Consider the following 25,175-nt stretch of genomic DNA (forward strand, 5'->3'; position numbering starts at 1 on the left):
ATAAAAGGTTCAATTTCTTATATGATAAAAAATTGAACCTATAAATATGTGGTATTAAGCTTTATAAGGGAGTAGTTTTACAGTGAAAGTTGTTTTTTTATCATCGCTATATACTTCAATTGTTCCTTTATGCAATTCAACAATACTTTTTGCAATTGCTAATCCGAGTCCAGATCCACCAGTGTTTGTTGAACGTGATTTTTCAACACGATAAAAACGTTCAAAAATATGAGGTAAATCAGTACTAGGGATAGGTTGTCCGTAATTTGTTATATCAATTGTAATCATGTTATTGCTTTCGTAAGCGGTAATATCAATATGATCTCCATCATTTCCATAAGTAATAGCGTTTATGATTAGATTTTCAAACACACGTACTAATTTATCCCCATCAGCTAGTACCATTAGCTTTTGAGATGGGAAAGAAGGGCGACATTCAATATTAGCTTCTTGAAGCTGTATCCGAAATTGGACAGTTAATTGTCCAATCAATTCTACAATATCAATGGGAGCAGAATATAAACTTAACTCTTTATTTTGAACGCGTGTATATTCAAACAAGTCATTCATTAATGCATTAAGACGAGTTACTTTATCGTAAATGACTTGAATATAGTATCGTAATTCTACTTCATCTCTATAATTATCATGATGGATTAAATTTACGTATCCAACTATAGATGTAAGAGGGGTTCGTAAGTCATGTGATACATTTGTAATAAGTTCGCTTTTTGCTTGTTCTGCCTGTCTTTCTTCATCAATCGAAACTTTTAATTGCTCAATAATTTGATTGACCCCAGTTGCCAGTTCTTCTAAATAATTATGGTGTACGATGGAAACTTTATGATTAAAGTTTCCACTTGCAATATACCGAATCTCTTCAATCATTTTTTTTATACAAGTTTCATAGTAAACCTTTCTTTCATGACGATAAAAAATGTATAAATAGGATGAGAAAATAGAAAATAAAAACAAATAAGATACAATCATCATCCATAAAGACTCTTTTAATCCAATATATTTTTCATGGCCAAAAATTCTAATGAATTCTTTTCCTAGTTCACTTAAAGTAAGTGAACTCTCAATTACACTAGTAACGAGGCGATAAATAATTAATTCAGTAATAGGGGTTAGTGTGATAGCTAATAAGAGCCAAAAAATAATTTTCCATTTTGGGATATCTTTTAATATGTCAAAAGCTTCATTTCTCAATTTTATAGCCTACTCCCCAAACAGTATGAATAAACTTTTCTCCATTCATTACTGTTTCAAGTTTATCCCGCAAATTACTAATATGAACCATCACAGTTTTATTTGAACCATAACCATCTTCATTCCAAACGCGTTCAAAAATTTCTTCGGAACTAAAGACTCTTCCTGTATTACTCGCAAGTAAATATAAAATATCAAATTCAATAGATGTGAGTTTAATATATTCTCCATTTACTTTAACAGTATGATTATGTTTATGTATTTCAACTGTACGAATGCGAATGATACCATCTTCATTCTTTGGTGTAGCAGCGTTTTGGAAAGAGGATCTTCGTAATAAAGCTTTCACTCTAGCCACTAATTCTAGTGGATTAAACGGTTTAATCATATAATCATCTGCGCCGGTCATAAGTCCTAAAATTTTATCCATATCTTCAGCCTTTGCACTAAGCATAAGGATAGGTACAGTATTATTTTCACGCACTTCTTGACAAACTTCCAATCCGTTTCGTTTGGGCATCATAATATCCAAAATCATAAGGTCAACTTCATATGTAGATATCATTTGTAATGCTTCATCACCATCATAAGCTTTATAAATGTTATAGCCTTCATTTCGTAAATAAACAGCCAGTAATTCTACAATATCTTTATCATCATCAATAATTAATATGTTTTTATTCATTTTATAGTTAGTTCCTTTCCTTACAATTAATCAACATTACTATAATATCAAACATTTATGTATTTTGTAGTAATGTTTCTACATAAAATTTCATGTATCGTATTAAAAAGGAATTAAAACATTCATAACGAATATAAAATAAGAAGGATATTTAAACTCCACATTATACTGAAAGGTAGTTATAAGGGGGACTTGCTATGTTATATAATGATATATATATTCATTTACTCCAACTGGAAAAATAGAAAATGATATTAAAGCTTTTCTATTAAAATACAATAAAGAAGTTACATATAAACATTCAATTCGTGTGGCAAATGAGGCGAGAAAAATTGCGGGAATATTTTATGAAGATGAAGAAAAAGCAGCGATTGCAGGATGTTTACATGATATTAGTGCGATCTTTCCGAACCAGGAGCGGGTTGCAGTTGCTGAAAAATTTGGAATAGAAATATTACAAGAAGAACGAGAGTTTCCAATGATTATTCATCAAAAATTATCGAGTGTAATTGCAAAAGAGATATTTAAAATAGAAGACGAAGAAGTTTTAAATGCAATCAGTTGCCACACTACTTTGCGTAAACATGCAACGAAGATGGATTTAGTATTATTTGTTTCTGATAAATTAGAATGGGATCAAATAGGGACACCATCATATTTAATTGAGGTAAAAAAGGGATTGGAAAAATCTTTGGAACATGCTGCTTTTGTATATATTTCATATTTGTGGGAAAGAAAAGATACATTAAAAGTCATACATCCGTGGCTAGAAGAAGCATATTGGTATTTAAAAGGAATTGTAGAGTAGAAAGGGTATAAAAATGCAGTTTAAAGAATATATGAATCAAACATTTCCAGGAGTTACGTTAGTACCGTACATATACTCTCAGTGGGAAAATCATCTACATTTTGATTTTGGGAAAGATAAATATCAATATCAATATCAATTTAAAGAAGATGGTAACACTTATAATATGGAATATTTCACACAACTATATAGTTATAATAAAAATCTATTTAAAGATATATTTTCAAAAGAAGATACCGTCTTTTTAGTCACAAATGTTTATCGATTTAAACAGGAAAATATAAAAAATCTACAGAAAATAAATGTATATAATAGATTTATTAAAAAGAGCGGTTTAAAGTTTCATATTAGACAAGAAACATTACCTTTTCTATTTGAAGATGAAGAAGCTGACTTATATTGTACATATCAATTTTCTTTAAAATGTCTTGCTGAAGATGTTAAATATGAACCGCTTATTCAAGCAGCTAATCATGAAGATTTCCCTGACCTACGTCCACGTCTAGGGCGAAAAAAAGAAATTTCATATCCAGATGTATTTTTTATAAATGTAACAAAGGATATTATCATGTTTATTTATGATGATAGAGGATGTGAAGTAATTGCGAAGAATAAAGAAAAGATACGGGATTTATATGAGAAGTATAAAGAGTGGATACCAGAATATGAACGAGAGAGTATAGATGACTTATTTACATGAAAATAGGAGGAAGTGAAGTGTGTAATGAAAAGGATCGCAATTGTATCTGCATGGGAACCAGAGCTTACGTATTTGCATCAACATTATCCAAGTGAGCGTGTAGAAAAAATAGCAGCTTGGGAATTTCATTTTCATTCTATTAATGAATTAGAAGTTATTTCAGTTGTAACTGGTGTCGGTAAAGTAAGTTGTGCTAGTTGTGTACAACTATTAATAAGTGAATTCCAGCCAGACCAGTTATTTATGACAGGAATTTGCGGGAGTTTATCAGATAAGGTGAAAAATGGACACATCGTTGTAGCTCTTAATACTTTGCAGCATGATGTTACAGCGGCTGGATCAGGAGAAGATAGTTTTAATCTATATGATGGTAGAACAGCACCTATTGAAACAACTAAATCACTCGTAAAACGAATGAAGAAATTACGTTCGTATGACCCGGTCCATTTTGGTACATTTCTATCTGGAGATCAACGTATTCGAAGTTCAGAAATGAGGTATTTACTTCATACTGTATACGGTGCTTTAGCCGTTGATCAAGAAGTGGCAGCATTCGCTTATGTGTGTCATGTAAATAGAAAACCCTTTTTATGTTTAAAAGCTGCTTCAGATCAAGCGAATGATAAAACGAAAGAAGAACAAAAGATTTTTAAAATGTTAGCATGTGAACGAGCATGTGAGCATTTAATTACTTTTTTACGTGTTTATGAGATTACTGTAGTTAACAATAGATAACAAGAGGGGAATATCCCACTCATTTCAAATTAAGAGGTGAATTACAATTGCATACGTATTATGGAGAACTTTGTACAAAGATGTATGGTTATGGATTTTCCTATAAGACTATATGATTTAAAAGAATTTGAAAATATACTTATTGCTAATGGATTTAGTCAAATTGTTGTTCATGAAATAAAAGATGGATATGGTGTAGGGAATTCATTTCATGTATTTGAATGTAGTATATAGCAAGCTAAAGTGGAGGATTATACTTATATGATTCAATATAAAAGATGTAGTGAAGTAAGTATAGATTTAGTGTATGAAGTTTTTAAGGATGGATTTTCAGATTACATTATTAAAATGGAAGTTTCAAAAGAAGATTTTATCAAAAGATTTTTTGGACCAGAAGGGAATATGCTAGAATACTCCTTTCTTGCTTTAGATGGTAATCAATCTGTTGGTGTAATACTTGGTGGTATAAAGGTTTATGAAAGTATAAAAACAATGCGCTGCGGAACTTTAGCTGTTCATCCGGATTATCGCGGCATTGGTGTAAGTCAAAAGTTATTTGGGCTACATAAAGAAGAGGCGATTCAAAATGGATGCAAGCAACTTTTTCTTGAAGTAATTGTAGGTAATGACCGAGCGATTCATTTTTATAATAAATTTGGTTATGAAAAAGTATATGAACTTTCTTATTATAATTTAAATGATGTAACTAAAATAATTAATAAGGATTTTAAAGGTATTGAAGTAAAACAAATAGAATTTCAACCATTTAAATTTGGAATTCAGAAATGGCTTAACTTCCATATAAATTGGCAAAATGATATGGATTATATCGGAAAAACAAATAATACATTTTATGGTGCATATGTTGATAATGATTTAAAAGGCTCTATATGTGTAAATGAACAAGGGAAAATTAGCTTTATATTTGTAGACAAAGACTATAGAAATATTGGTATTGCGACGCAATTATTACAAGTAGCAAGTAAAGAATTGAAATTATCAAGATTATCAATTGGGTTTCCTAATAATAGTTTACTTGAGGGATTTTTAAAGAAATGTGGGTTTGAAAAGAATGCATTAGAACAATATGAAATGTACATTTTATTATAAAAGCAGAAGATATCATTCTTTCTGCTTTTTATTTTTGTAATGAAAATAAGGAGGAGATAGTTAGCTTGTGCATAAAATGGGGGCTAATTAGTCGATAATCCCCCGTCGTGCCAATTGTTGGCGTATACAAAAAAATTGCCATTTTCTTTTTGTCCTTGGCAAGAACCCACCGCATTGTAGCGATTATGATTGTCTTATCCATACCAACGTCAAGGCTTGGTTTTCGCTCTTTTGGTATGATGGCGAGTGATTGAAGATTTTACGGAACGAACCTTTTCTCGTACCAACCTCATATCTTCAGTTTTCAAAGAACAATCTGTATGAAATAATCATAGCGAATAGTTAGACAATAACAAAGCCCTTTATTGTAAAAACACCGTAAAAATTATGTTAATTGAGATTTATTTTTTTCGTAAAATCAAGTAAAATAATGAAAGGGAACATATATTCTATCCAAGATAGAAGGAGTGTTATGAATAATGATAGCTATAATAGAGAAGCAAAATAATGAATACTTCGTACAATTGGATCGTCATCTTCCATTTACAATAGAAGAAGTTTGGTCTGTGTTAACAGATAATAATAAACTAAAAAAGTGGATGTCTAACTTACAAATAGAAGACCTTAAGGCAGGTGGTATTATAAAGTTTGATATGATGGATGGTACATTTATAAATATTGATATCTTAGAATGTCAAATGAATTCAGTTTTAGAATTCACATGGGATAAAGATCGTGTCCGATTTGAAATACATAAAAAAGAAAATGGATCCCTATTATTACTTAAAGAATTCATTCATAAATTAACAGATCATACTCCGAAAGATATAGCAGGTTGGCATATTTGTTTAGATCTTTTTTCTTCAGTTTTAGAAGGGGAGGAAAAAGAATTTTCAAAAGATGAGTGGAAATATTGGTTTGACAAATATAAGATTAAGACCGATGAGTTGAAAGGATATTAATTATATAATCGATATTTATTGTGTAATTATTATCTTATAAAAACGTTTTTTAAAAACAATAAGAATAGAGGTTAATATGAAAGTAAATCAATTAATTGCGAACAATATAAATAAATTAGATGCAGAAATACCGGTAAATAAATCATTTGGAATTGCTGGATTGTCTGGATCTGGTAAAACAACTTTTTGTCAAACAATTGGTGAAGAATCCAAGAAGCGCCTTGTTTCCTTATTACCAAAGGCTGAATATCAGTATTTATTTCCTAATATTATGGAAACTAATTTCAGTGCTATTAAGATGGAAGAAATGCCTTTAGTACTTTTTCTAGGGAAATCGTCTATTTCTTCTAATCCACGTTCAACGATTGGTACTCATACAGGTGTTTTTAAAGAGATACGTGAAAAGCTTGCTGAAAAATATAATCTTTCTCCTGAGGTCTTTTCATTTAATAATCAGTTAGGTTGGTGTCCTGGTTGTAAAGGACGCGGCACTACTAAAAATATTGAGTGTAAAAAATGCGAAGGAAGAAGATATAGTAAAGAAATTGAACAATATACAATTGAATTATTTGATAAACCACATACAATTTCAGATATTAATGATTTAAGTGTAGAATGTATTCTTTCATTAGCCGCAGTTTTAAATATTAGTGAAGCGAAACAACATATTCTTCAAAACATTGTTAATATGAATATTGGTTATTTAACATTAAATCGGATTATGGGTACATTGTCAGGTGGAGAAATTACACGACTGTACTTGGCAGAATTTATGGCAGTAAGTGAAAATACTGTAATTATTATTGATGAAATTTCAGTAGGGCTTGATCATAAAACACTATTGAAAATTTTAGAAGAGATTAAACAATTAGGATGTAAGAATCAAATTTGGCTTATTGATCATTCAGACACAGTGCTTGATACAACTGATGAGCAATTGTTCTTTGGGCCAGGTAGCGGGAAATATGGCGGAACAATTGTTGAAGAATCACCAAGGCCAGAGCCAATAATTTGGGGAATAAATCATGAAATACCAACAGAATATTATGCATTCCGTGATTTATATTGCCGTAACATCCAAATGACTGAATTTCAGATTCCTAAAAATAGACTTGTAACGGTTACAGGTGAATCAGGATGTGGTAAATCAACACTTGTTAATGAATGTATATCTAAAGATTTCCTGAAACGATATCCAAAAGATAAACTAGTAATGGTAGGACAAGATCGAAACCAATCAATTACAAGTCGGTCAACCGTTGCGACTTTTCTTGATATTAAAAAGAAACTTACTAAATATGGTGAAGATATAGATGATATTTTTGAACGCTCCATTGAGGATATCATTGATGAACTTCCTAATGAAGATATCGCTTATAAACGCTTGAGCCTATTAATCAAACTTGGACTTGGCTATTTGACATTAGAACGGAAAACACAAACATTATCAACTGGTGAGTTTCAATGCGTTCATTTAGTTTCGGAGCTGTTTGCAAAATCAAGAAATCCACATACACTATTTATTTTTGACGAGCCTTCAAAAGGTTTATCACAAAATATATTAAATCAATTTATCGATAGTGTCAGAGGGATTTTACAAGATGAATCAGTCTCTATCGTAATGATTGAACATAATGCCTATATGTTAGAAAACTCTGATTATATCGTTGATTTTGGAAAAAGACAACTTGCATCAGTGGAACATCTTGATGTTGTGAATCATGATGTGTATTATCGTCAAAAAAATGATATAGATAAAGTTACTCCATTACAAATTTCTTCAACATTGAATCAACAAAATGGAATTAACTACTTAGAAGAAAATTATATTGATTATTTTAAAAACGCAGAAAACATCTACAAGGGTGGTATATTAAAAAGCTTATCATCAATGGCTCGTTTAATTTACGGTGAATACGAATCTGATACAATTGCACCTGTTGTTGCTATTGATCTTGAAAGACATTTGTATAGTCAATATAGTTTCTTATATGAAATTGGTGGATTGATCAATCATATTGTAGCTGCTCATCCGACTAATAAAGATACGAGAAGTTTCGATTTCTATTCTCAGGATAATCATTGCCCATCATGTTCAGGACGTCTTAAGATAGAAATCTTTGATAAGGAAATTGTAATTCAAGATAAAAATATTCCATTTTGGGATGGTCTATTCTATCCGGAAATCATGAAAGTATTAAATTTTTATCAATATGAAAAAATAGAATTTCTATTTGAAGAAATTAAAAATGAGCTAGGTCACGATTTGACGAAGAGCTATAATGATATGTCTCAGGAAGAGAAACATACATTTTGGTACGGCTATTTTGATAAGTCCTTTTATGATAAGAAAGGAAAGACACGTAGAACATGGGTAGGATTTAATACGATTATTGGCGGGTATATTGTTATTTCCAAAGCAGCTATTAAAGAAGATATTAAAACTTCTAAAGAAATGATGACATGTCCAATTTGTGAGGGGACTGTATTAAACCACCATAAATCGCTTAAGTTTGGAGATAAAGATATTCGTGAAATTATCAATCAACCGCTTGAAGAAGTATTAAAAATAGTAGGTGATTTCCCTGCACTCGTTAAATTAAAATCCATTTTAGGTGACGAGATGATTCTAACAGAAGACGTTTCGTTACTACCTAGAGAAACACAAGTTGCACTGAAAATGTTTGAACTAGAACAAGCAAGCTTTTCAAACTATGAAATGGTTTTACAAAATGTCTTACCATTCTGGGGCGAAATTAAAGGTAATATCGAATCAATCAGCAATAATAATAAGGTGACTATTTGTGATTTCCAAAATATCAATGAAACAAGAGAAACTATCATAGATAAGTATTTCACAAATGGAAAATATAAAAAACTAACATATGTATATGAAGCATTTGGTTATAAAAAATTAGTTACTCAAATTAATAAAATTAAAAAAAGTAACCCATGTCCATTCTGTAACGGAAAGAAAGTAATAACAGAAGATAACCTGCATGACGGCGTGTTCAAATTAACAATTCCGTGTGTAACTTGTAATGCAAGTGGTATTAACGATGAAGGACGTAAAGAAATCGTCGATGACATAGATGTAGAAACATGGTTGACTGGAAAAATTAGTGATGTTGTGGATGAAAGCTTACGAACTGAGGATGTTGCAGACATTCTAATATTTAATCGAATTCGTGAGTTGAATAAGCGAGAAATGATGGCAGTTTATGAATGTCTTGAGCAGAATAATTAAACCAGAAAAAATTTAAAAAGCTAGTTGTCAGTTAGTACTTAAAAACTCATTTGCAATAATCTGCAAATGAGTTTTTGTTTTGGAGAAGAACTTGTTGGTTTTAAAATGTTAATCTAGCTAGACAAAAGGTAAAAAAATTATTCGTAAATTAACAATTGATAAGCTGAAAGGTATAGCAGGTTGATATAACTGATTAAATCATTTTTTCTAAGTCTTAGTAGTACACCGGTGTGTGAATCGGTGTAATTAAGTGTTAATGTTTTAATAATCATTATTTATTGTGTAATTATTATTGTATAAAAATGATTATTTGTCATGATAAATAATCATTTTGGTACTGAATATTAAAGGGTGAAAAGAATTCGGGAAATTATTTGGAGTAAATCATATTGAAATTTTGCTGATTTTTCAATTAAAAAAATCGTTATTTTCTTTATTTTTAAATTTAACAGAAATATATACTTGAATGAAGTATATATTTCTGTTAAATTTATCCTATGGATAGAACAAGTTTAATTAAGGGTCATTTGGAAATGTGTGTATTGTCTATTTTGTCTGCAAAGAAAAGTTATGGTTATGAAATTATGAAAGAACTTGAAGGACATAATTTGAAATTGAAAGGAGTAGGAAGTATTTATCCGATTTTAACTAAACTGAAAAATCAAGAGTGGGTTAATACTTATCAAGAAGTAACGGATAGTGGTAAAGTTAGGATTTATTACGAAATTAATGAAAATGGAAAAATACGTCTTGAGAAGAAAATTAATGAGTGGTTAGAGTTGCAATTTGATATTAAAACATTATTAAAGAGTGGTTTGAAAGGAGACCTTCTGAAATGAGGAATGAATTAAACGATAAAGAACAGCAATTTTTAACTGGCGTACTTAAGGATTTAAAGCAATACGATATAAGTTTAGAAGAAAGGGGAAATATTAAACAACAAATTTTAGAACATATTCAAGAATGTCGTGAACATGGTGAAGAAAGTATAAATGATTTAGGAATGCCTCAGTTATTTGTTCAAGATTTTTTGGGAATAAATGAAATTGATCTGCGAGTAAAAATGAAACAACTTCGAAACGTAAATAAAAAATCTAGTACATTAATCATAGGTGGAATATTCATCTCTTTGATTACTTACCTCATCTCACAAACTACACTTTCAATATTTTTAACTGAATCATTTAGTCCAAACAATAGTAATAATACATTTAATTATAATATTTTATATCGAATAACAGAAAATCAATGGTGGAACTCTTTATTAATAATGATTAGTTTTACAATCTCCGTTTTAGTATTTATAAGCTTAGTAAGTTATAAAAAAAGAAAGTTATCTGAAATAAATTAAGATGAAGACATTTAAATATAAATTGTTTCTAATTTGTATATTTTATAATGTGTTAATGTTATGTAGTATACATCCAAAAGTTTACGCTCAGCAAAATATTAAAGTTACTTTAGACAAGTATATTGAAAAGTTTTTAAAGGAACAAAATATTCCAGGAGCTTCTATAGCAATTGTACATAATAAAGATGTATTCTTCAAAGAATCATGGGGGAATACCGGGGAGTCTGAAAAAAAGGTAACCAGTAAAACACCATTTGCAATTGGATCAATAAGTAAATCATTAACTGGCCTAGCTATAGTGAAGTTAATAGAAGATAAAAAAATTAATTTAGAGGATTCAGTTCAACAACATCTTCCTTGGTTTAAAGTAAAAGACAACCAATTCGCCTCAAACATAACAATAAAACACCTTTTAAATCACACTAGTGGCATAAGTACTTATACAGGATTAACCTTATCAGATCAGCAATCTAAAAACACTACAGCTATAAAAGAAAATGTGAAAAAACTTTCAAATGTAGAATTAACTGCTTCCTCCGGAAAAAAATATCAATATAGTGATGCGAATTATCTAATTCTTGGTGCACTTATTGAGGAAGTTTCAAAAGAGACATACTCTACTTATATGGAGAAGGAAATTTTTCAGCCATTAAAAATGAATGGTACAGCAGCAAATAGTGAGGATTCTTATAAAAATGGTTATTTAACAGGTTACCAATCATGGTTTGGAATACCAAGAAAAAGTACGGTGTCGTATGATAATGGTGGGTCACCATATGGCTATATTACAGCAAATCTAGAAGATATGATTCAATTCATTAAGTTTTTGAATCACAAAGAGCATACGCAATTTTTAAATAAAGATAGTATGGATCTTTATTTATCACCACTATATAAAGTAGATTCAGAAAAACATTATGGATTTGGACTGAGGACAACAAATATAAATGGAAACGAAAAGATGGTTTGGCATTCAGGGTCAACTCCGGATTCACATGCAGAAATATTTATTTTAAATGAAACTGGCTGGGGTGGTGTGATTTTAACGAATAAAAATCATATTTTAGAAGAAACAGCACTGCCAGCATTGAAAAAAGGTATTATTAATATTTTAAATGGTGAAGAACCTATTGGTATACCCCGAAATATACCAATAGTTCAACTTGTTATGTCAATAGTAATTTTCACACTTTTCATTACAGCAATTATGCAAATAATAAAGTATAAACGTAAGAAAATCCGTAAAAAAATGATCTGGTTTTTTCTAGGGAGTTTGTTTCTAATATTATCTATTATTTTAATTCCACTTCTTATTTATAGTACAAATTCACCGTGGCAGACAATTAAAATGTTTGCTGCAGATGTAGCTTTACTCACTAGTATTATAGTTATGTTATTGACCGTAAATGGATTAATATCAATATGTATTGCATTGAAAAGTAAATTGGTAAATGAATCATAAGGGTTTTTAATTATGTAAATATAATATATTAAATAATCACTTAAACCGTTATAAATAGTTGACTCTCACACAATGTCATTGTTTAAGCTTAAGTTGAGCTTCAAATAATAGTAATAAATAGGAGGAGATAATGTTCAAAATAGGGGATTTTTCAAAACTTTCTTCCATTAGCATACGTATGTTGAGACATTACGATAAAGTGGAATTATTGCAGCTAGAAAAAGTAGATGAGCAGAGTGGCTATCGATATTATTTAGCAGCCCAATTAAAGAAATAGTAGAGAGTGAAAATATTGAAGTAATAAAATCACAATTTGAAAATCGTAGTGCTCAAATAAAAAAAGGAATAGATGATCTCCAAAAACAATTACGTCTCCTCGAAGACTCAATGAAAACGATGAGAGAGGATGTTATTGAAATGAACTATCATGTTTCATTAAAAGAAATTCCAGAAAGAAATGTAGCAAGCGTTAGAAAGGTTATTCCATCTTATAATTGTGAAGGAGATTTATGGAGTATTTTAATGCAAGAAACTAATGTTAAAAATATTAGTATAGCTAATCCAAGTTATAGTATTGCTGTCTTCCATGATCAAGAATACAAGGGAAATGATGTAGATGTAGAAATACAGCTACATATTTTAGGGGAGCATGAAAATACAAAAGATGTGTATTTTAAAAAGATAGAGCGATCCCACGTTGCTTCTATAACAGTAAACGGAAGTTATGAACAAATGACAGACGTAAATGAAGCAGCGGCAATATGGATTGAGGCGGAAGGTTATGAATTAACGGGGTCGATGTTTAATATTTATCATGTTAGCCCCGCGATGGAATCGGATCCTAATAAGTGGGTTACAGAGGTTTGTTATCCAATTAAATAATGATAAAGAAAAATGGCATTATTGATATGCCTTTTTTCTTTAGGCTCTTTTCGTAAATAATGTTGCTTTATTGCGTAAGAATTTTATCCTTATTGATTTCATGAGATTTTTACGCATAATTGTAACTAAGGGAGATGATTCCAAGTTGAGTAAACAGAATATCAGCACAACAGTTTCAGGAGATTTAATTGTTACCCATCTAATTGGCAAGATTAAAACAGATGATGTTTATGAATGGTTTAATGGCTTCGAGCAGGTTTGTCAGCAATTTATTTCTGAGGGTCGGAAATTCAAATTGTTGGTGGATAGAAAAGGATACACACCAGATCATTTTTCTGTTCAAAAAGTATGGAAAGATAAGTTCTTCAATGAAACCATTTTGAATCACAGTAAGGCAATTGCGTTTCTCCTTGAAGAAGGGGAGATAATGAATTATTTACAACAATCCAATACAAAAGAATCTGTGAAATTCTTTGATGATTATGAACAAGCATTAATTTGGTTGAATGAATATCCAATATAAAACCTTTATTGAACCAGTTGCTCTCAATCAACTGGTTTTTTATGCCCGTAATGTTGCCGTTGTCATAAAATTCACTTGCCTACAAGCTTCCAACACTATTGTTTTTCTTCGCAGATTGAAGATCCTACATTATTAGATCACTTTCTAAATTAATAATACTAGCCTCCTCAATACTAGTTAATCTAAGGAGGTGTTAAATTTTTACAAATTAATGATATGTGTATCCTCCATCAGGAAACAATACATTACCTGTAGTAAAACTATTCTGCATTAAATACAGGACGGTATGTGCAATTTCATCATTATGTCCAGGTCTCTGTACAAGAGAAAGAGATTTATAATCTTCATAAGCAGCTAGTCTTTTCTCATTTTGTTCATTCTCTCTTTGTATCGTTCCAGGAGAAACAACATTAACTCTAATCGGTGCTAATTCAACAGCTAAAGCTTTCCCTAAACTTTCAATAGCCCCATTACAAGCACCATAAGCAGGCGCACCTTTAAGTGGCCTTTGACTAAATGCACCAGACATTAACACAATGGATCCATAGTTTGAAAGAAAAGGAATTGCATATTTTACGGCATAATATTGAGGCCAAAACTTTCCGGTAAAGCTACTTTCCGCAATTTCATCCGTAGCAGTTATTGGCCTAAGTGTATAAGAGGCACCCGGTGTGAACAAATGATCAAAATTACCAACTTTCTTGAAAAAATCTTGTAACTGTTTCTTATTTTGATTATCCACTATATAAGTTTGAAGGTTGTTGTTATTTATTAATTCTCGAGCAGCCTTTAACTTTACTTCTGAGCGCCCTGCAATAATAACATGTGCTCCTTGTTCAATTGCTTGTTTCGCCGTAGCTAATCCAATACTAGAACTCCCACCAATGATAACGATATGTTTATCTTTTAATACAGTAATAGACATGGTTAAACATCTCCCTTAATATAAGATTTAAAATGAAATTGTGTTGTTTTTATTATTCGTTAAAAAATGACTATTGAAAAGTACGCACTTTATATGTACTTAGTCGCAAATTTCATACTAATCGCTTGTTGTACGGATAAATAATATAAAAAATTACTCATTATATTTTATGATTTGAGGGGAGTGATGAGGAAAATGAATTTAGAGGAACCAAAATTAAAAGGGGTAATAGCGACATTACAAATAATCGGTGGGAAATGGAAGCCGCTCATTTTATTTATTTTACTAACAGATGGAACGAAACGTTTTGGTGAATTAAAGCGATTAATACCAGACATATCTCAAGGGACATTAGCGAAACAGCTTCGTGAATTAGAGCAAGATCAACTAATAAAACGTGAAATTTATCAAGAAATACCACCTAAAGTGGAATATAGCTTATCTGAACATGGCAAAACAGTCAGTACTGTTTAAGATAGTATGTGTGGTTGGCGAAGAGTACATTTAGAATATATCGATAAAGGTGAACTATAAAATTATTATGTAAATTAAATAGAGTATATGGGAATTTATTGTTTAAAAATTTGTATTTTATAATATATAATTAAATAGTGTTAGAGATTATTAAACATATAATCTTCCAAATGAGGTGAAATTGATGAAGCTCCCTATTGTTCGAAGTAACTAGTTGTTTTGGGATGAAAAATGCGTACCAGATATCAAAAGAGACGTAAGCCCATTTACGAATATATCACCTTTGAGTCTATTTCGAGAATTATCAAAATTAGATATTTAATGCTTTTCTGCAAAGGGGAAATAATAAAATGAATGAATTAGATTATAAGAATTTTTATAATAAAGTGGGACGAGCAAACGGGTGGGACTTCAGTAAGCTGAAATGTGAAACTGTAGGTGACACTTGGGATTTTTATGGCGAAGTGAAAGAAAGATGCAAACCATCACACATTCTACTTGATGTTGGTACAGGTGGAGGAGAAAATGTACTTAACATAGCATCTTCAGCCAAATTATTAATTGGAATAGATAATTCTAATGGCATGATTGAAACAGCACATTCCAACTTAAAAAAAGCAGGTGTACAAAATGTTGAGTTTCTCCAAATGGGTTCTGAAGCTTTAACGTTTCCGCATGCTTATTTTGATATTGCTTCTAGTTGTCATGCACCGTTTATAGCATCTGAATTGGCAAAAGTAATGAAAAAGGGTGCTTTTTTCTTAACTCAACAAGTTTGCGAACATGATAAATTAAATCTCAAAGAAGCATTTGGCAGAGGGCAATGCTTAGGCCAAAGAGATGGCATTTTAAAAGAAAAATATATGGATGAACTTATTAGTGCAGGATTTGAGCTCGTGCAAGTACGTGAATACGATGTTATCGATTATTACAGTACACCTGAAGATCTCATTTTCTTATTAAAACATACGCCTATTATTCCTAGATTTGGAGAAGAGGAAGAGGATTTTAATATTTTACAAAAGTTTATTGACGCTAATAGTTCTGAAAAAGGGATTCGTACGAATTCAAAAAGGTTTATGATTATTGCTGTTAAATCATAATGTATTTTAGCGTAAAAGCCGATTTTCTTTTAAAGAAAATCGGCTTTTTTGTGTGGAAAAGAATGCAGGGAAAACTTTAAAAAAATAGAAATAAGTTAAGTGTTAATCCAAAAATCAAAATATGGAGGATAATTATTATGAAACGTTACTTTATTAACAATGACCGGATAAATGTACATATTACTGAATGGAGGAATAATGACAAGCCGGTTATCTTTTGTTTACATGGGTTAGGTAGTACGAGTTTAAGTTTTATAGAAATTGCAGAGGAGTTAAAGGAAGAGTATAGAATCATCTCCATTGATGCACCTGGGCATGGTAAAACACCGCCCTTTGAAAGAACAGAAGATTATGAGATGCAGAATTTAGCAAATTGGTTAAATGAAATAATAAATGAACTGAAAATTGAACATTTCTATTTCCTATCACATTCTTGGGGAAGTTTTGTAGCGCTATTTTATTTATTAAATAATCCAGAAAAGGTATTAGGGAGTATGCTCATTGATGGAGGGTATCAAACGAAAAGGCTTCAAGAAGAAACTTTGGAAGAAGAAATCGCTTATTATGAAAAGGACTTTGAAGAGTATGTATTTAATAGTTGGGATGATTTCTTTAAAAGTGAAAAAGAAGTTTATACAAGGTGGTCTCCATTATTAGAACTTGCAGTTAAGGATCTTGGTATAGAAATAAATAATAAAGTATGTTGGCATGCGAGAGGTACAACAGCTGGTAATATCGTAAGAGGCATGCACAAGGATGAAACCATGGATATATATGAGGAGTTACCATCTAATATAATATTACTTCGTGCTACAGTACCCGAAATTTGGGATGAATATAGAGGGAAAACAGCGAGCATTTTTAGTGAGAGAACAAGAGCGACAGTAAAACTAATCCCAAATTCTACCCATCTGTTACATTGGGATTACCCGGAAGTTATAGTAGAAGAAATAAAAAACCATTGGTAATGTCTTTATACAATATAACTTAAAAAGGTTGATTCTTGTAATGTATAAGAATCAACCTTTTTGAAGCGTATGTAATAAAGAAATAACGTATAGAGAGTAAGTAAGATGTTTACTTAAAGTGTTATTTTTTAGCCGGTGTATTTCCCATCGCAATAGAAATTCTATTCCAACTATTAATTTGATTAATAATCAAGACAAGGTCAATATATTGTTTTTCATCATAATGTTCGCATACGCGTTTATATAAGGATTCAGGAACTCTTTTAGTAGGAATAAGTGTAATATGCTCAGCTAGTTCAATAGCGACTTTTTCTTCTGGTGTATAAAAAGTACATTCATCCCAAGTACTTAAGCAATAAATTCTTTGTTCAGTCTCTCCCATTTTTCGCGCATCAGATGTATGTAAATCTATGCAGTAAGCACAGCCATTGATCTGAGAAACTCTAATTTTAATAAGCTCTCTAGTCGTTCGATTAATCGTTGATTGCTTTGTGTATTTTTCCATGTCCATCATAATTTTCATAGCATCAGGTGCAGCATCATAGTAAGTAATTCTTTGAGTCACAATACAACACTCCTTTAGCTTAAGATATTATTCATTATATCTTGATGTGGTCGTTCATACCAATTATTTGTACTAAAACGCAAACTGCTTGAAGTTAAGATTTTATTGTATTAGCCTATAATGTTAACTTAACTGTTCTAATACAAAAGTAGTAGTTTATTAATTAAAGTTTCAATCTCCAGATGGATTTTTCCTGTTAGTTTTTGAAATACAATACTAATAAATATAATGAATTTGGAGGTTTATTACAATGATTACACACATTTCAGATATTAAACTACAAACTGTTTCTATAGAAGGAGTAAAACAAGTATACGGAGATATACTATCTTTTCCAATAAAAAAAGAAACAGCATCATTTATTCAATTTGAAGTAACACCATACACAACAATTAGCTTTCAAGAAGTGTATGAACCAATTGCACCTGCGCATTTCGCCTTTGAGATTCCATATTCAAAATTTTATGAAACAGTAAGATGGCTTGAAGGGTCTGGATTACTCATTGCGAAATGGAAAGATGGTCATATAATTGGTGAGGAGAGCGGTCTTTTCAATTTATACTTTAGAGATGGTGATGGAAATCTTCTTGAAATTATCGCACATAATTATATTAATGAAGAGGTATTAGTTCCACATTCACCATTAAACATTTTATATGTGAGGGAAATTGGTCTTCCTGTTAAAAGTGTACCTGTGTTTACCGAATGGTTGAAATCAAATCTAGATATGAAAACGATGGAAGATGGGGATATTTTCAACTTTGTTATTGGTGGAACAGCATATATCGTTGCAACTTGGTGGCAACGACCTTGGATTCCAATTGCGATGAAAGCTTTACCACCGAAAGTACGTGTTTCATTCGGAACACCGGATCGTGTATTTTTGCAAGAAATCCAAAATAACTTTAAGAAAAATGGTGTCCCATTTGAATGTAAACATAATGAAGTATCATTTATTCAACAGGGATATTCATTTACTGTCTTGCATACACCAGAGTTCCATTCCGATATTCCCAGAAAATTAAACTTACCACTTTCTATTTAAGGATAGAGAGTGGTAAGTTTTTTGTATATTTGTGAAAAAGGTTTTCGTTATGATTACAGTGAATTTATAGAGAAGTGTAAGGTGTTATTCTAATTTACTGTAAGGAGAGAAATGAATTGAATCTAGGAAATCCGATAGCCAAAGGAAATACGGCTGAAATTTATCTTTGTGATAATAAAGTTGTGAAATTGTTTAAAGAATACCTCCCTAATACAGAATCTCTATACGAAGCACAAAAACAAAAGTATGCATATTCATGTGGTTTACACGTTCCTAAAGTATTTGAAGTTACAGAGATACAAGGTAGACAAGCTATTATTATGGAATATGTAGAAGGTGAAAGTGTTGGTGAGCTTTTGCTTAATAATTTGAGTAAAGCGGAGCATTTCATAAGTATTTGTGTAAGTATACAACAAAAAATTCATGCTATATCTGTGAGCTCGGATGAAATAGAACCGATGGAAGAAAGGCTTTATCGTCAAATTAACTCCGTACATGATCTGGATGAAAAACAAAAGGGAAATATATTAAAAAAGTTAGATTCAATCACATTTGAACCTAGATTATGTCATGGTGATTTTCATCCGTTTAATTTAATTATGAGTAATGGTGATGTGAATATTATAGATTGGGTTGATGCTAGTTCAGGTGATATTCGTGCAGATGTGTTTCGGACATACTTATTGTATTCACAGAATTCAGTGGAATTAGCTGAAATGTATTTACATATATATTGCAAAAAAACAGGTCTATTAAGAGATGAAATTTTCCAGTGGGCTCCTATTATTAGCGCAGCTAGATTGGCAGAGAGTACACCTCTGTAAATAAAAGATGTTTTCAAGTATTTATTTTGATCCCTATTAAAATAGTGAATCATTTATTTTTTTACTCATTGATTCTCTCCGTTATTTTTCTTGCTAATTCTTTTCGGTTTGTCATATACTAAAAAGAGACCAAATGTTTTCTTTTAGGAGGACACTATGCGTAAAGGTGAATTAACAAAAAGAATGATTCTTGATCGTTCCTCTGCTCTGTTTAATGTAAAGGGGTATAGTGGTTCTTCAATTTCTGATATTATGCGAGAGACTGGGCTAGAGAAGGGTGGTATTTATCGTCACTTCAAAAATAAAGATGACTTGGCTGTTCAAGCCTTTCAGCACGCAACTTCACAAATGGGAGTGCGTTATGCCGAAGAGATAAAAAAAGAATCCAATACGTTGGATAAGTTAAAAACTTTTATTTCAGTTTTTACATCTCTCGTTCATAATGATCCTCTTCCAGGAGGCTGTCCAATCATGAATGTAACGTTAGAAGCAGATGATTCCCACCCACTTATGGCAGAACAAGCACAGATAGCGATGAATCAATTACTTGGAATGATTGAAAAGATTATTACGAATGGCATTGAGCAAGGGGAGTTAAGATCAGATACTCAAGCAAAGCAGATTGCTATCATCTGGATTTCTTCTCTTGAAGGAGCACTTGCCTTGTCACGCTTATACCAAGATACAGTCTATATTGATACAATATCGTCACGACTTTTAGATGAATTGGAAAAACAAATTACGGCCAAGTAAGCCGTAATTTTTATCACTAAAAAGAGACTGTTCGGTTTCTTTTTTGGGGGTGATCACTTAATAGAAATTCCATAACGGAACTATGAAAAAACGGATGAGAGAAGAATGGTACTAATACAAAATAGTAAATTGAAAAATGTGTAGAGTATGAACGATTTCGGCCTACCTGTTTCTAATTTTTGGAGGAGTGTGAAAAAGGATATGAGAGAAATAGAAACAATCGTAATTGGCTCTGGACCTGGAGGATATGTTGCTGCAATAAGAGCTTCACAATTAGGGAAACAAGTGGCAATTATAGAAAGAGAGAATCTTGGTGGCGTATGTGCTAACGTCGGCTGCATTCCATCTAAGGCACTTATTTCTGTAGGTCATCGTTTTGAGGAAACAAAGCATTCAGAAAATATGGGTATTTTTTCTTCTGGTGTAAATGTTGATTTTGCAAAAGTACAAGAATTTAAAAACAACGTTGTAAAGAAATTAGTAGGTGGTGTAGAAGGGTTATTAAAAAGCAATAAAGTAGAAGTGATAAAAGGTGAAGCTTATTTCATGGATGCTAACACTATACGAGTAACCAATAAAGATGCAGCTCAAACATATACATTTAAAAATGCAATTATAGCTACTGGATCACGCCCAGTTGAAATTCCAACATTTAAATTTACAAAACGTGTGATTAACTCTACAGGTGTACTTAGTTTAACTGAAGTTCCAAGTAAATTGGTTGTAATCGGTGGTGGTTACATTGGTACTGAATTGGGCTCTGCTTACGCTTCCCTCGGTTCTATAGTAACAATTATTGAAGGAGGTAAAGATATTTTAACTGGCTTCGATAAACAAATGACTCAAATTGTGAAAGAAGACCTTATAAACAAAGGTGTTACAGTAATAGTAGATGCATCCGCTAAAGGTGTTGAAGAAGTTGAAAATGGTGTAATTGTTACCTACGAAATTGGTGGTGAAGAAAAGAAAGTTGACGCTGATTACGTATTAGTAACGGTTGGCCGTCGTCCTAATACTGAAAATATGGGTTTTGAAAAAATCGGTATTGAGTTTTCTGACCGCGGTTTATTAAAAGTTGATCAACAATGCCGTACTAACCTTCCGAACATTTTTGCTATCGGTGATATTATTGCTGGTCCACAGCTTGCACATAAAGCATTTTACGAAGGAAAAGTAGCTGCTGAAGCTATTTCTGGTGAACTATCATTTGTTGATTACTTGGCAATTCCAGCAGTTTGCTTCACCAATCCTGAGTTAGCAACAGTTGGTTATTCTGAAGAGCGAGCAAAGGCAGAAGGCATGGAAGTAAAAGTGATTCAATCCCCATTTTCAGCAAACGGTCGTGCACTTGTATCAAATGAAGGAAAAGGGTTCTTGAGGCTATTGGTGCGTAAAGAAGATGGTGTATTAGTAGGTGCTCAAATCGTGGGTAATGGTGCATCAGAAATAATTGCCGAAATGGGTTTAGCAATTGAATCAGGCATGACAGTTGAAGATATTGCATTAACACCACATGCTCAACTAACTTTAAGTGAGATTGTGATGGAAGCTGCTGAGACCTTAATTTACAATTTTAAATAAATATTAATTAATAAAAATTGGATTGCTTCGTTTTTTAGAAATTCTAAATAAAATAAATGTAGAGATAAATATGTAAAAAACAATCTTTACTAATAAATTTCTTAATAACATATTATGGCTAATTGAGCCGTTTTTTTACCGTAAAAAAGAGACTATTCGGTTTCTTTTTGTGAGAGGATTTATTCATTTATTAGAGAATAAAAAGTAAAATTACGGAAAATAAATATGAGAGGAGAATACAAATGAGTCAATTTGTTAATTCAACAATGGAAGGTAAAAATTTTAGTGCTGTTCAAGTAGGAAAGTGGGAGGATCTGCTTCAATATAAAAATGGAAATCCATTTAAAGCTCCTGGAAAGGTATTTCTTAAAGATGACTTACAATGTACAGGGATGGAAGTTTCACTAAATGTTTTCCCTCCAGGCATTTCAATGCCCTTTTATCATAAGCATAGAGAAAATGAAGAGCTGTATATCTTCGTCAAAGGACAAGGGGAATTCAAGATTGATGATGAAATCCTTGAAATCAAAGAGGGTACTGTCATAAGGGTGGCACAAGAGGGGGAAAGAATTTGGCGTAACAATTCAAGTGAACCTCTCTATTTTATTTGTATTCAAGCTAGGGCAAATACTTTGGAAGAAAGTAATATCGAGGATGGTATTAAGCTAGATAAATCCATTGAATGGATTGAAAAATAGGTGCCACTGTACGATTAAATATCGTTTCGCTCCTTGTATTTTGTCTTTGGAAGAAAACTTAGCTATAGAAAAGTACACCCAATTGTTAAACTGAATGTAACAATTGGGTGTACTTCATAGGAAACCAACTGTGTTTAAAGAATGGCTTTTTTCAATCTTTATTCTATAAAGGTTCATTATCCGTACTTGTTCCTCAGTTAACTCTTCTTTATTCCAATACATATGCATTAAACTATATTCGAATATTTCCTTTAATTTAATAAACAATGGAAGCTGCTCTATCATTTCTGTAGGTAGATCATTTTCCTCCTGGTATCCGTCGATTATTGCTTTTGTAATAGAATTCTCATAGTCGACTATGTTGCCATTCCCAACGAAAGAATATTCTATCGCGCTAAAGACTGGAACAGCTAAATCGAATATGTAAAAATGTTTTTCACAGTCTTGAAAATCAATCATTGTTAAATTTAAATCATTGTCCACTAATATGTTTTCTAACCATAAATCTCCATGAATTAAGCCGTAATTTGAAGTGGACTTTGGCAGCTCCTTTATAGAAGTTAAAACGTCAGATGCAATTTCTCTTATAGTAGTCTCTTCTTTTGGGATATAGTTAAGAAAATTATACTCTTCATTTTCATACCAGTCGTTTATATGTTTTACTGGTTCAATACTTTCAAAATTTTTAGATGCACGATGTAATTTACCAATTTGTTGACCAAGCTTTTTAAATACATTAGAATTCCATTCGTTTCTTGGTAAATGTATACCAGGAGCAGCTTTATATAATACAGCAAAAACTTCTTTGTCTAATGTTATTTTCTCTACTAAATTCCCCTTTAAAGAAGGTATTATGGGAGGGACTCCTAAGCCCTTTTGATATAAAAAGTTCGTATATGTAACTTCTTCTAATTGCTCTTCATATGTTTTATAGTTTGTAATTCTAACGAAGTAAGTACCTTGTGCTGTGAGACATTGATACATTTCATTTGTTATTGGTTTCATTTCAATAAAATCCAATGGATATAGTTTATTAATTAGTTTAAGTATCTCTTTTTCTATATTATTCATTTTAACTTCCTTTCCAAACATAAATTTTCCACTCACAAAACTACTAGTTCCTTAAATTACAAATTTCGTGTTTTATTTGGTAGAATCCTTTAAAAAAGATTTATCCCGTAAAAGTCCGATTAGTATGGGATAATAATCAGTGGGGAGGAACAAACTCCCCACTGATTAAAGTTTCACTTTATTGGAAAGTTAAGTAAATGTATGACAAAATAAGATAGCTGAAAAAATATGAAATGAGTAATTACATATGATATTTAAAGGTTCTAGAGGGTGGTTAATGTTATAAACCACAAGAAATATCAAAAGAAAGAAGTGGATACTTCTTATAATATTTAGTGAGGAGGGAGATAAATAAATGAATGAACATATACAGCTAATGATTGAATGGATTGAGGGCAATTTAAAAAAGGAGTTTTCATTAGATAAATTATCTGATTATATGGGGTATTCTCCTTACTTCTGTTCGTTTAAATTTCATCAAGTAACAGGGATAAGTATTAGACGATATATTCTTCTTAGAAGATTGTATTTATCAACGGAAGATTTGACGAATGATAGAAAGATAATTGATATCGCATTTGATTACGATTACTCTTCGCAAGAGGCTTATAGTAGAGCATTTAAAACTGTTTTTGGTATAACCCCAGGAAAATTCCAACTTAACAAAATACCGGTTCAATCATTTATTAAACTCTCAATCAATGATGGAAAGGAGTGGGATAGAATGAATTTTTCTAGAAAAATTGAAGTTAATCAGTTACGAAATGCGAAGAGTGAGCTGTTTGATAAAGCTGTACTAAACATATTAAATGGTCAATTTATGTATGAAGAATTTAAAAGTGAAAGACTAATGGGAGAGTCTGATTACGCTCCATTTAATGAAGCTATGTGTGTAAATGCGACTACTGCACAGATTTTTGATGATGAGTTTATTAAAACAAGGGCAGAAGGACATCAAGGTACTGTAGAAAATTATATGAAAAAGGTTATTCATCCTTTAGAGAATCTTTTTAAGAAAGAGTATAAATATATCGTTTTATGGTTTGGTGAGGATATGTTTTGCCAAATGAATCTACTTACCGTACTTTCTTACCTTGAACAGTCTGATTATAAGGGAAAAGTATACTTAAATAGCTTCAGAGAGGATGAATTTAAAGTAAGTCAAATTGAACTTGAATTAGGGAACTATTTTTCTGTTTACAATGAAGTTCTAGTAAATCATAAAAAGCCATCTCATGAGATACTACCTGTAATGTATCAGGCGATAGATTTATATTTAGAGATGCTAAAAGAAAATAATGTAGTAGTAAAGTATATCTCCAAAAATAAAGATTTACCAACACAAGAGTTACTAAAAAGGTTGTTTAATCTTTTTCCAACAATAGGATATGGGGACCTACAATATATAGAGCTTATTAATAAAGCGAGATAAAGATTCAATTTGTATTGAATAAAAAACAATAAAAAATGCACCTATAAGGACAGATGCAT

At 31.3% G+C, this 25,175-nt stretch carries 23 protein-coding genes and 3 pseudogenes; 21 read left to right on the top strand and 5 right to left on the bottom strand.

Translation table 11 applies throughout. From position 1 onward, the window contains the following. Positions 1-54: 54 nt before the first annotated feature. Together MHB76_RS12230 and MHB76_RS12235 are read right to left on the bottom strand one after the other, a co-directional pair. Positions 55-1,212 (bottom strand): sensor histidine kinase, encoded by a 1,158-nt coding sequence (locus tag MHB76_RS12230; RefSeq protein WP_002110024.1) that lies wholly within the window; start codon positions 1,210-1,212, stop codon positions 55-57. After that, positions 1,202-1,897 (bottom strand): response regulator transcription factor, encoded by a 696-nt coding sequence (locus MHB76_RS12235; RefSeq protein ID WP_340986646.1) that lies wholly within the window; start codon positions 1,895-1,897, stop codon positions 1,202-1,204. Before MHB76_RS12235 ends, MHB76_RS12230 begins: the two co-directional genes overlap by 11 nt. A 197-nt stretch (positions 1,898-2,094) precedes the next feature. On the opposite strand from MHB76_RS12235, the pseudogene yqeK reads away from it, so the two are divergent. The 12 genes and pseudogenes from yqeK to MHB76_RS12295 all read left to right on the top strand — a co-directional run bounded on the left by yqeK (position 2,095) and on the right by MHB76_RS12295 (position 13,677). Then, a pseudogene (gene yqeK / locus MHB76_RS12240) lies at positions 2,095-2,705 on the top strand (bis(5'-nucleosyl)-tetraphosphatase (symmetrical) YqeK). A gap of 13 nt (positions 2,706-2,718) precedes the next feature. Continuing rightward, positions 2,719-3,405: a DUF3885 domain-containing protein gene (locus MHB76_RS12245; RefSeq protein ID WP_340986648.1), complete on the top strand. Its 687-nt coding sequence runs from the start codon at positions 2,719-2,721 to the stop codon at positions 3,403-3,405. A 24-nt stretch (positions 3,406-3,429) separates the two neighbouring features. Beyond that, positions 3,430-4,140, top strand: coding sequence for a 5'-methylthioadenosine/S-adenosylhomocysteine nucleosidase (gene mtnN / locus MHB76_RS12250; protein ID WP_002161705.1), 711 nt, complete (start codon positions 3,430-3,432; stop codon positions 4,138-4,140). An 87-nt stretch (positions 4,141-4,227) separates the two neighbouring features. After that, a pseudogene (locus tag MHB76_RS12255) lies at positions 4,228-4,374 on the top strand (SAM-dependent methyltransferase); the annotation flags it as partial. A gap of 27 nt (positions 4,375-4,401) precedes the next feature. After that, entirely contained in the window at positions 4,402-5,250 is an 849-nt protein-coding gene (locus tag MHB76_RS12260) for a GNAT family N-acetyltransferase (protein ID WP_340986651.1), read from the top strand. Between the two features lie 479 nt (positions 5,251-5,729). After that, on the top strand, positions 5,730-6,212 hold the full coding sequence (locus MHB76_RS12265; protein ID WP_340986653.1) for an SRPBCC family protein: 483 nt from the start codon (positions 5,730-5,732) through the stop codon (positions 6,210-6,212). A gap of 76 nt (positions 6,213-6,288) precedes the next feature. After that, a complete protein-coding gene (locus MHB76_RS12270; RefSeq protein WP_340986655.1) occupies positions 6,289-9,459 on the top strand; it encodes an ATP-binding cassette domain-containing protein in 3,171 nt (1,056 codons plus the stop codon). A 497-nt stretch (positions 9,460-9,956) separates the two neighbouring features. After that, complete coding sequence (locus tag MHB76_RS12275) at positions 9,957-10,298, top strand: PadR family transcriptional regulator (RefSeq protein WP_033710985.1); 342 nt, start codon at positions 9,957-9,959, stop codon at positions 10,296-10,298. Then, positions 10,295-10,810, top strand: a complete 516-nt coding sequence (locus MHB76_RS12280) for a hypothetical protein (RefSeq protein WP_340986658.1) — start codon at positions 10,295-10,297, stop codon at positions 10,808-10,810. The genes MHB76_RS12275 and MHB76_RS12280 overlap by 4 nt, the downstream gene beginning before the upstream one ends. 1 nt (position 10,811) lies before the next feature. Beyond that, positions 10,812-12,272 (top strand): serine hydrolase domain-containing protein, encoded by a 1,461-nt coding sequence (locus MHB76_RS12285; protein ID WP_340986660.1) that lies wholly within the window; start codon positions 10,812-10,814, stop codon positions 12,270-12,272. Positions 12,273-12,402: 130 nt separating this feature from the next. Further along, a pseudogene (locus tag MHB76_RS12290) lies at positions 12,403-13,154 on the top strand (MerR family transcriptional regulator). 100 nt (positions 13,155-13,254) lie between these two features. Next, positions 13,255-13,677, top strand: coding sequence for an STAS/SEC14 domain-containing protein (locus tag MHB76_RS12295; protein ID WP_098988656.1), 423 nt, complete (start codon positions 13,255-13,257; stop codon positions 13,675-13,677). Between the two features lie 208 nt (positions 13,678-13,885). Here the strand turns inward: MHB76_RS12295 and MHB76_RS12300 are convergent, their stop codons facing one another. Beyond that, positions 13,886-14,602, bottom strand: coding sequence for an SDR family oxidoreductase (locus MHB76_RS12300; RefSeq protein ID WP_340986662.1), 717 nt, complete (start codon positions 14,600-14,602; stop codon positions 13,886-13,888). Between the two features lie 195 nt (positions 14,603-14,797). Here MHB76_RS12300 and MHB76_RS12305 point away from each other — a divergent pair, with 195 nt between their 5' ends. From MHB76_RS12305 to MHB76_RS12315, 3 genes are all read left to right on the top strand, one after another. Then, complete coding sequence (locus MHB76_RS12305) at positions 14,798-15,076, top strand: winged helix-turn-helix transcriptional regulator (protein ID WP_340986663.1); 279 nt, start codon at positions 14,798-14,800, stop codon at positions 15,074-15,076. A 350-nt stretch (positions 15,077-15,426) separates the two neighbouring features. Beyond that, positions 15,427-16,179, top strand: coding sequence for a class I SAM-dependent methyltransferase (locus tag MHB76_RS12310; RefSeq protein ID WP_002161694.1), 753 nt, complete (start codon positions 15,427-15,429; stop codon positions 16,177-16,179). A 137-nt stretch (positions 16,180-16,316) separates the two neighbouring features. Further along, positions 16,317-17,147, top strand: a complete 831-nt coding sequence (locus MHB76_RS12315; RefSeq protein WP_340986666.1) for an alpha/beta hydrolase — start codon at positions 16,317-16,319, stop codon at positions 17,145-17,147. 121 nt (positions 17,148-17,268) lie between these two features. On the opposite strand, the gene MHB76_RS12320 is transcribed toward MHB76_RS12315, so the two are convergent. Beyond that, positions 17,269-17,712 (bottom strand): carboxymuconolactone decarboxylase family protein, encoded by a 444-nt coding sequence (locus MHB76_RS12320; RefSeq protein ID WP_002161692.1) that lies wholly within the window; start codon positions 17,710-17,712, stop codon positions 17,269-17,271. Positions 17,713-17,962: 250 nt separating this feature from the next. Between MHB76_RS12320 and MHB76_RS12325 the strand changes: the two genes are divergently transcribed. The 5 genes from MHB76_RS12325 (at position 17,963) to MHB76_RS12345 (ending at position 22,613) form a co-directional block, all read left to right on the top strand. Further along, positions 17,963-18,757 carry a VOC family protein gene (locus MHB76_RS12325; protein WP_340986668.1) on the top strand — a complete coding sequence of 265 codons (795 nt, stop codon included), beginning with the start codon at positions 17,963-17,965 and terminating at the stop codon, positions 18,755-18,757. Positions 18,758-18,873: 116 nt separating this feature from the next. Further along, the gene (locus MHB76_RS12330; RefSeq protein ID WP_078175007.1) at positions 18,874-19,581 is read left to right on the top strand and encodes a phosphotransferase family protein; all 708 of its coding nucleotides are present in this window, start codon (positions 18,874-18,876) and stop codon (positions 19,579-19,581) included. A gap of 156 nt (positions 19,582-19,737) precedes the next feature. Then, complete coding sequence (locus MHB76_RS12335; protein WP_016101946.1) at positions 19,738-20,334, top strand: TetR/AcrR family transcriptional regulator; 597 nt, start codon at positions 19,738-19,740, stop codon at positions 20,332-20,334. Positions 20,335-20,535: 201 nt separating this feature from the next. Further along, a complete protein-coding gene (lpdA, locus tag MHB76_RS12340) occupies positions 20,536-21,915 on the top strand; it encodes a dihydrolipoyl dehydrogenase (RefSeq protein ID WP_078175031.1) in 1,380 nt (459 codons plus the stop codon). A gap of 242 nt (positions 21,916-22,157) precedes the next feature. Next, entirely contained in the window at positions 22,158-22,613 is a 456-nt protein-coding gene (locus tag MHB76_RS12345; protein ID WP_078175008.1) for a cupin domain-containing protein, read from the top strand. 114 nt (positions 22,614-22,727) lie between these two features. On the opposite strand, the gene MHB76_RS12350 is transcribed toward MHB76_RS12345, so the two are convergent. Then, complete coding sequence (locus tag MHB76_RS12350) at positions 22,728-23,705, bottom strand: phosphotransferase enzyme family protein (protein ID WP_340986672.1); 978 nt, start codon at positions 23,703-23,705, stop codon at positions 22,728-22,730. Positions 23,706-24,039: 334 nt separating this feature from the next. Here MHB76_RS12350 and MHB76_RS12355 point away from each other — a divergent pair, with 334 nt between their 5' ends. Beyond that, on the top strand, positions 24,040-25,116 hold the full coding sequence (locus MHB76_RS12355) for a helix-turn-helix domain-containing protein (protein ID WP_078175010.1): 1,077 nt from the start codon (positions 24,040-24,042) through the stop codon (positions 25,114-25,116). The last annotated feature ends 59 nt before the right edge of the window (positions 25,117-25,175 follow it).

Origin of the sequence: Bacillus sp. FSL M7-1345 (genome assembly GCF_038006985.1) — a bacterium.
In the GTDB taxonomy this organism is placed as follows: Bacteria; Bacillota; Bacilli; order Bacillales; family Bacillaceae_G; genus Bacillus_A; species Bacillus_A cereus_U.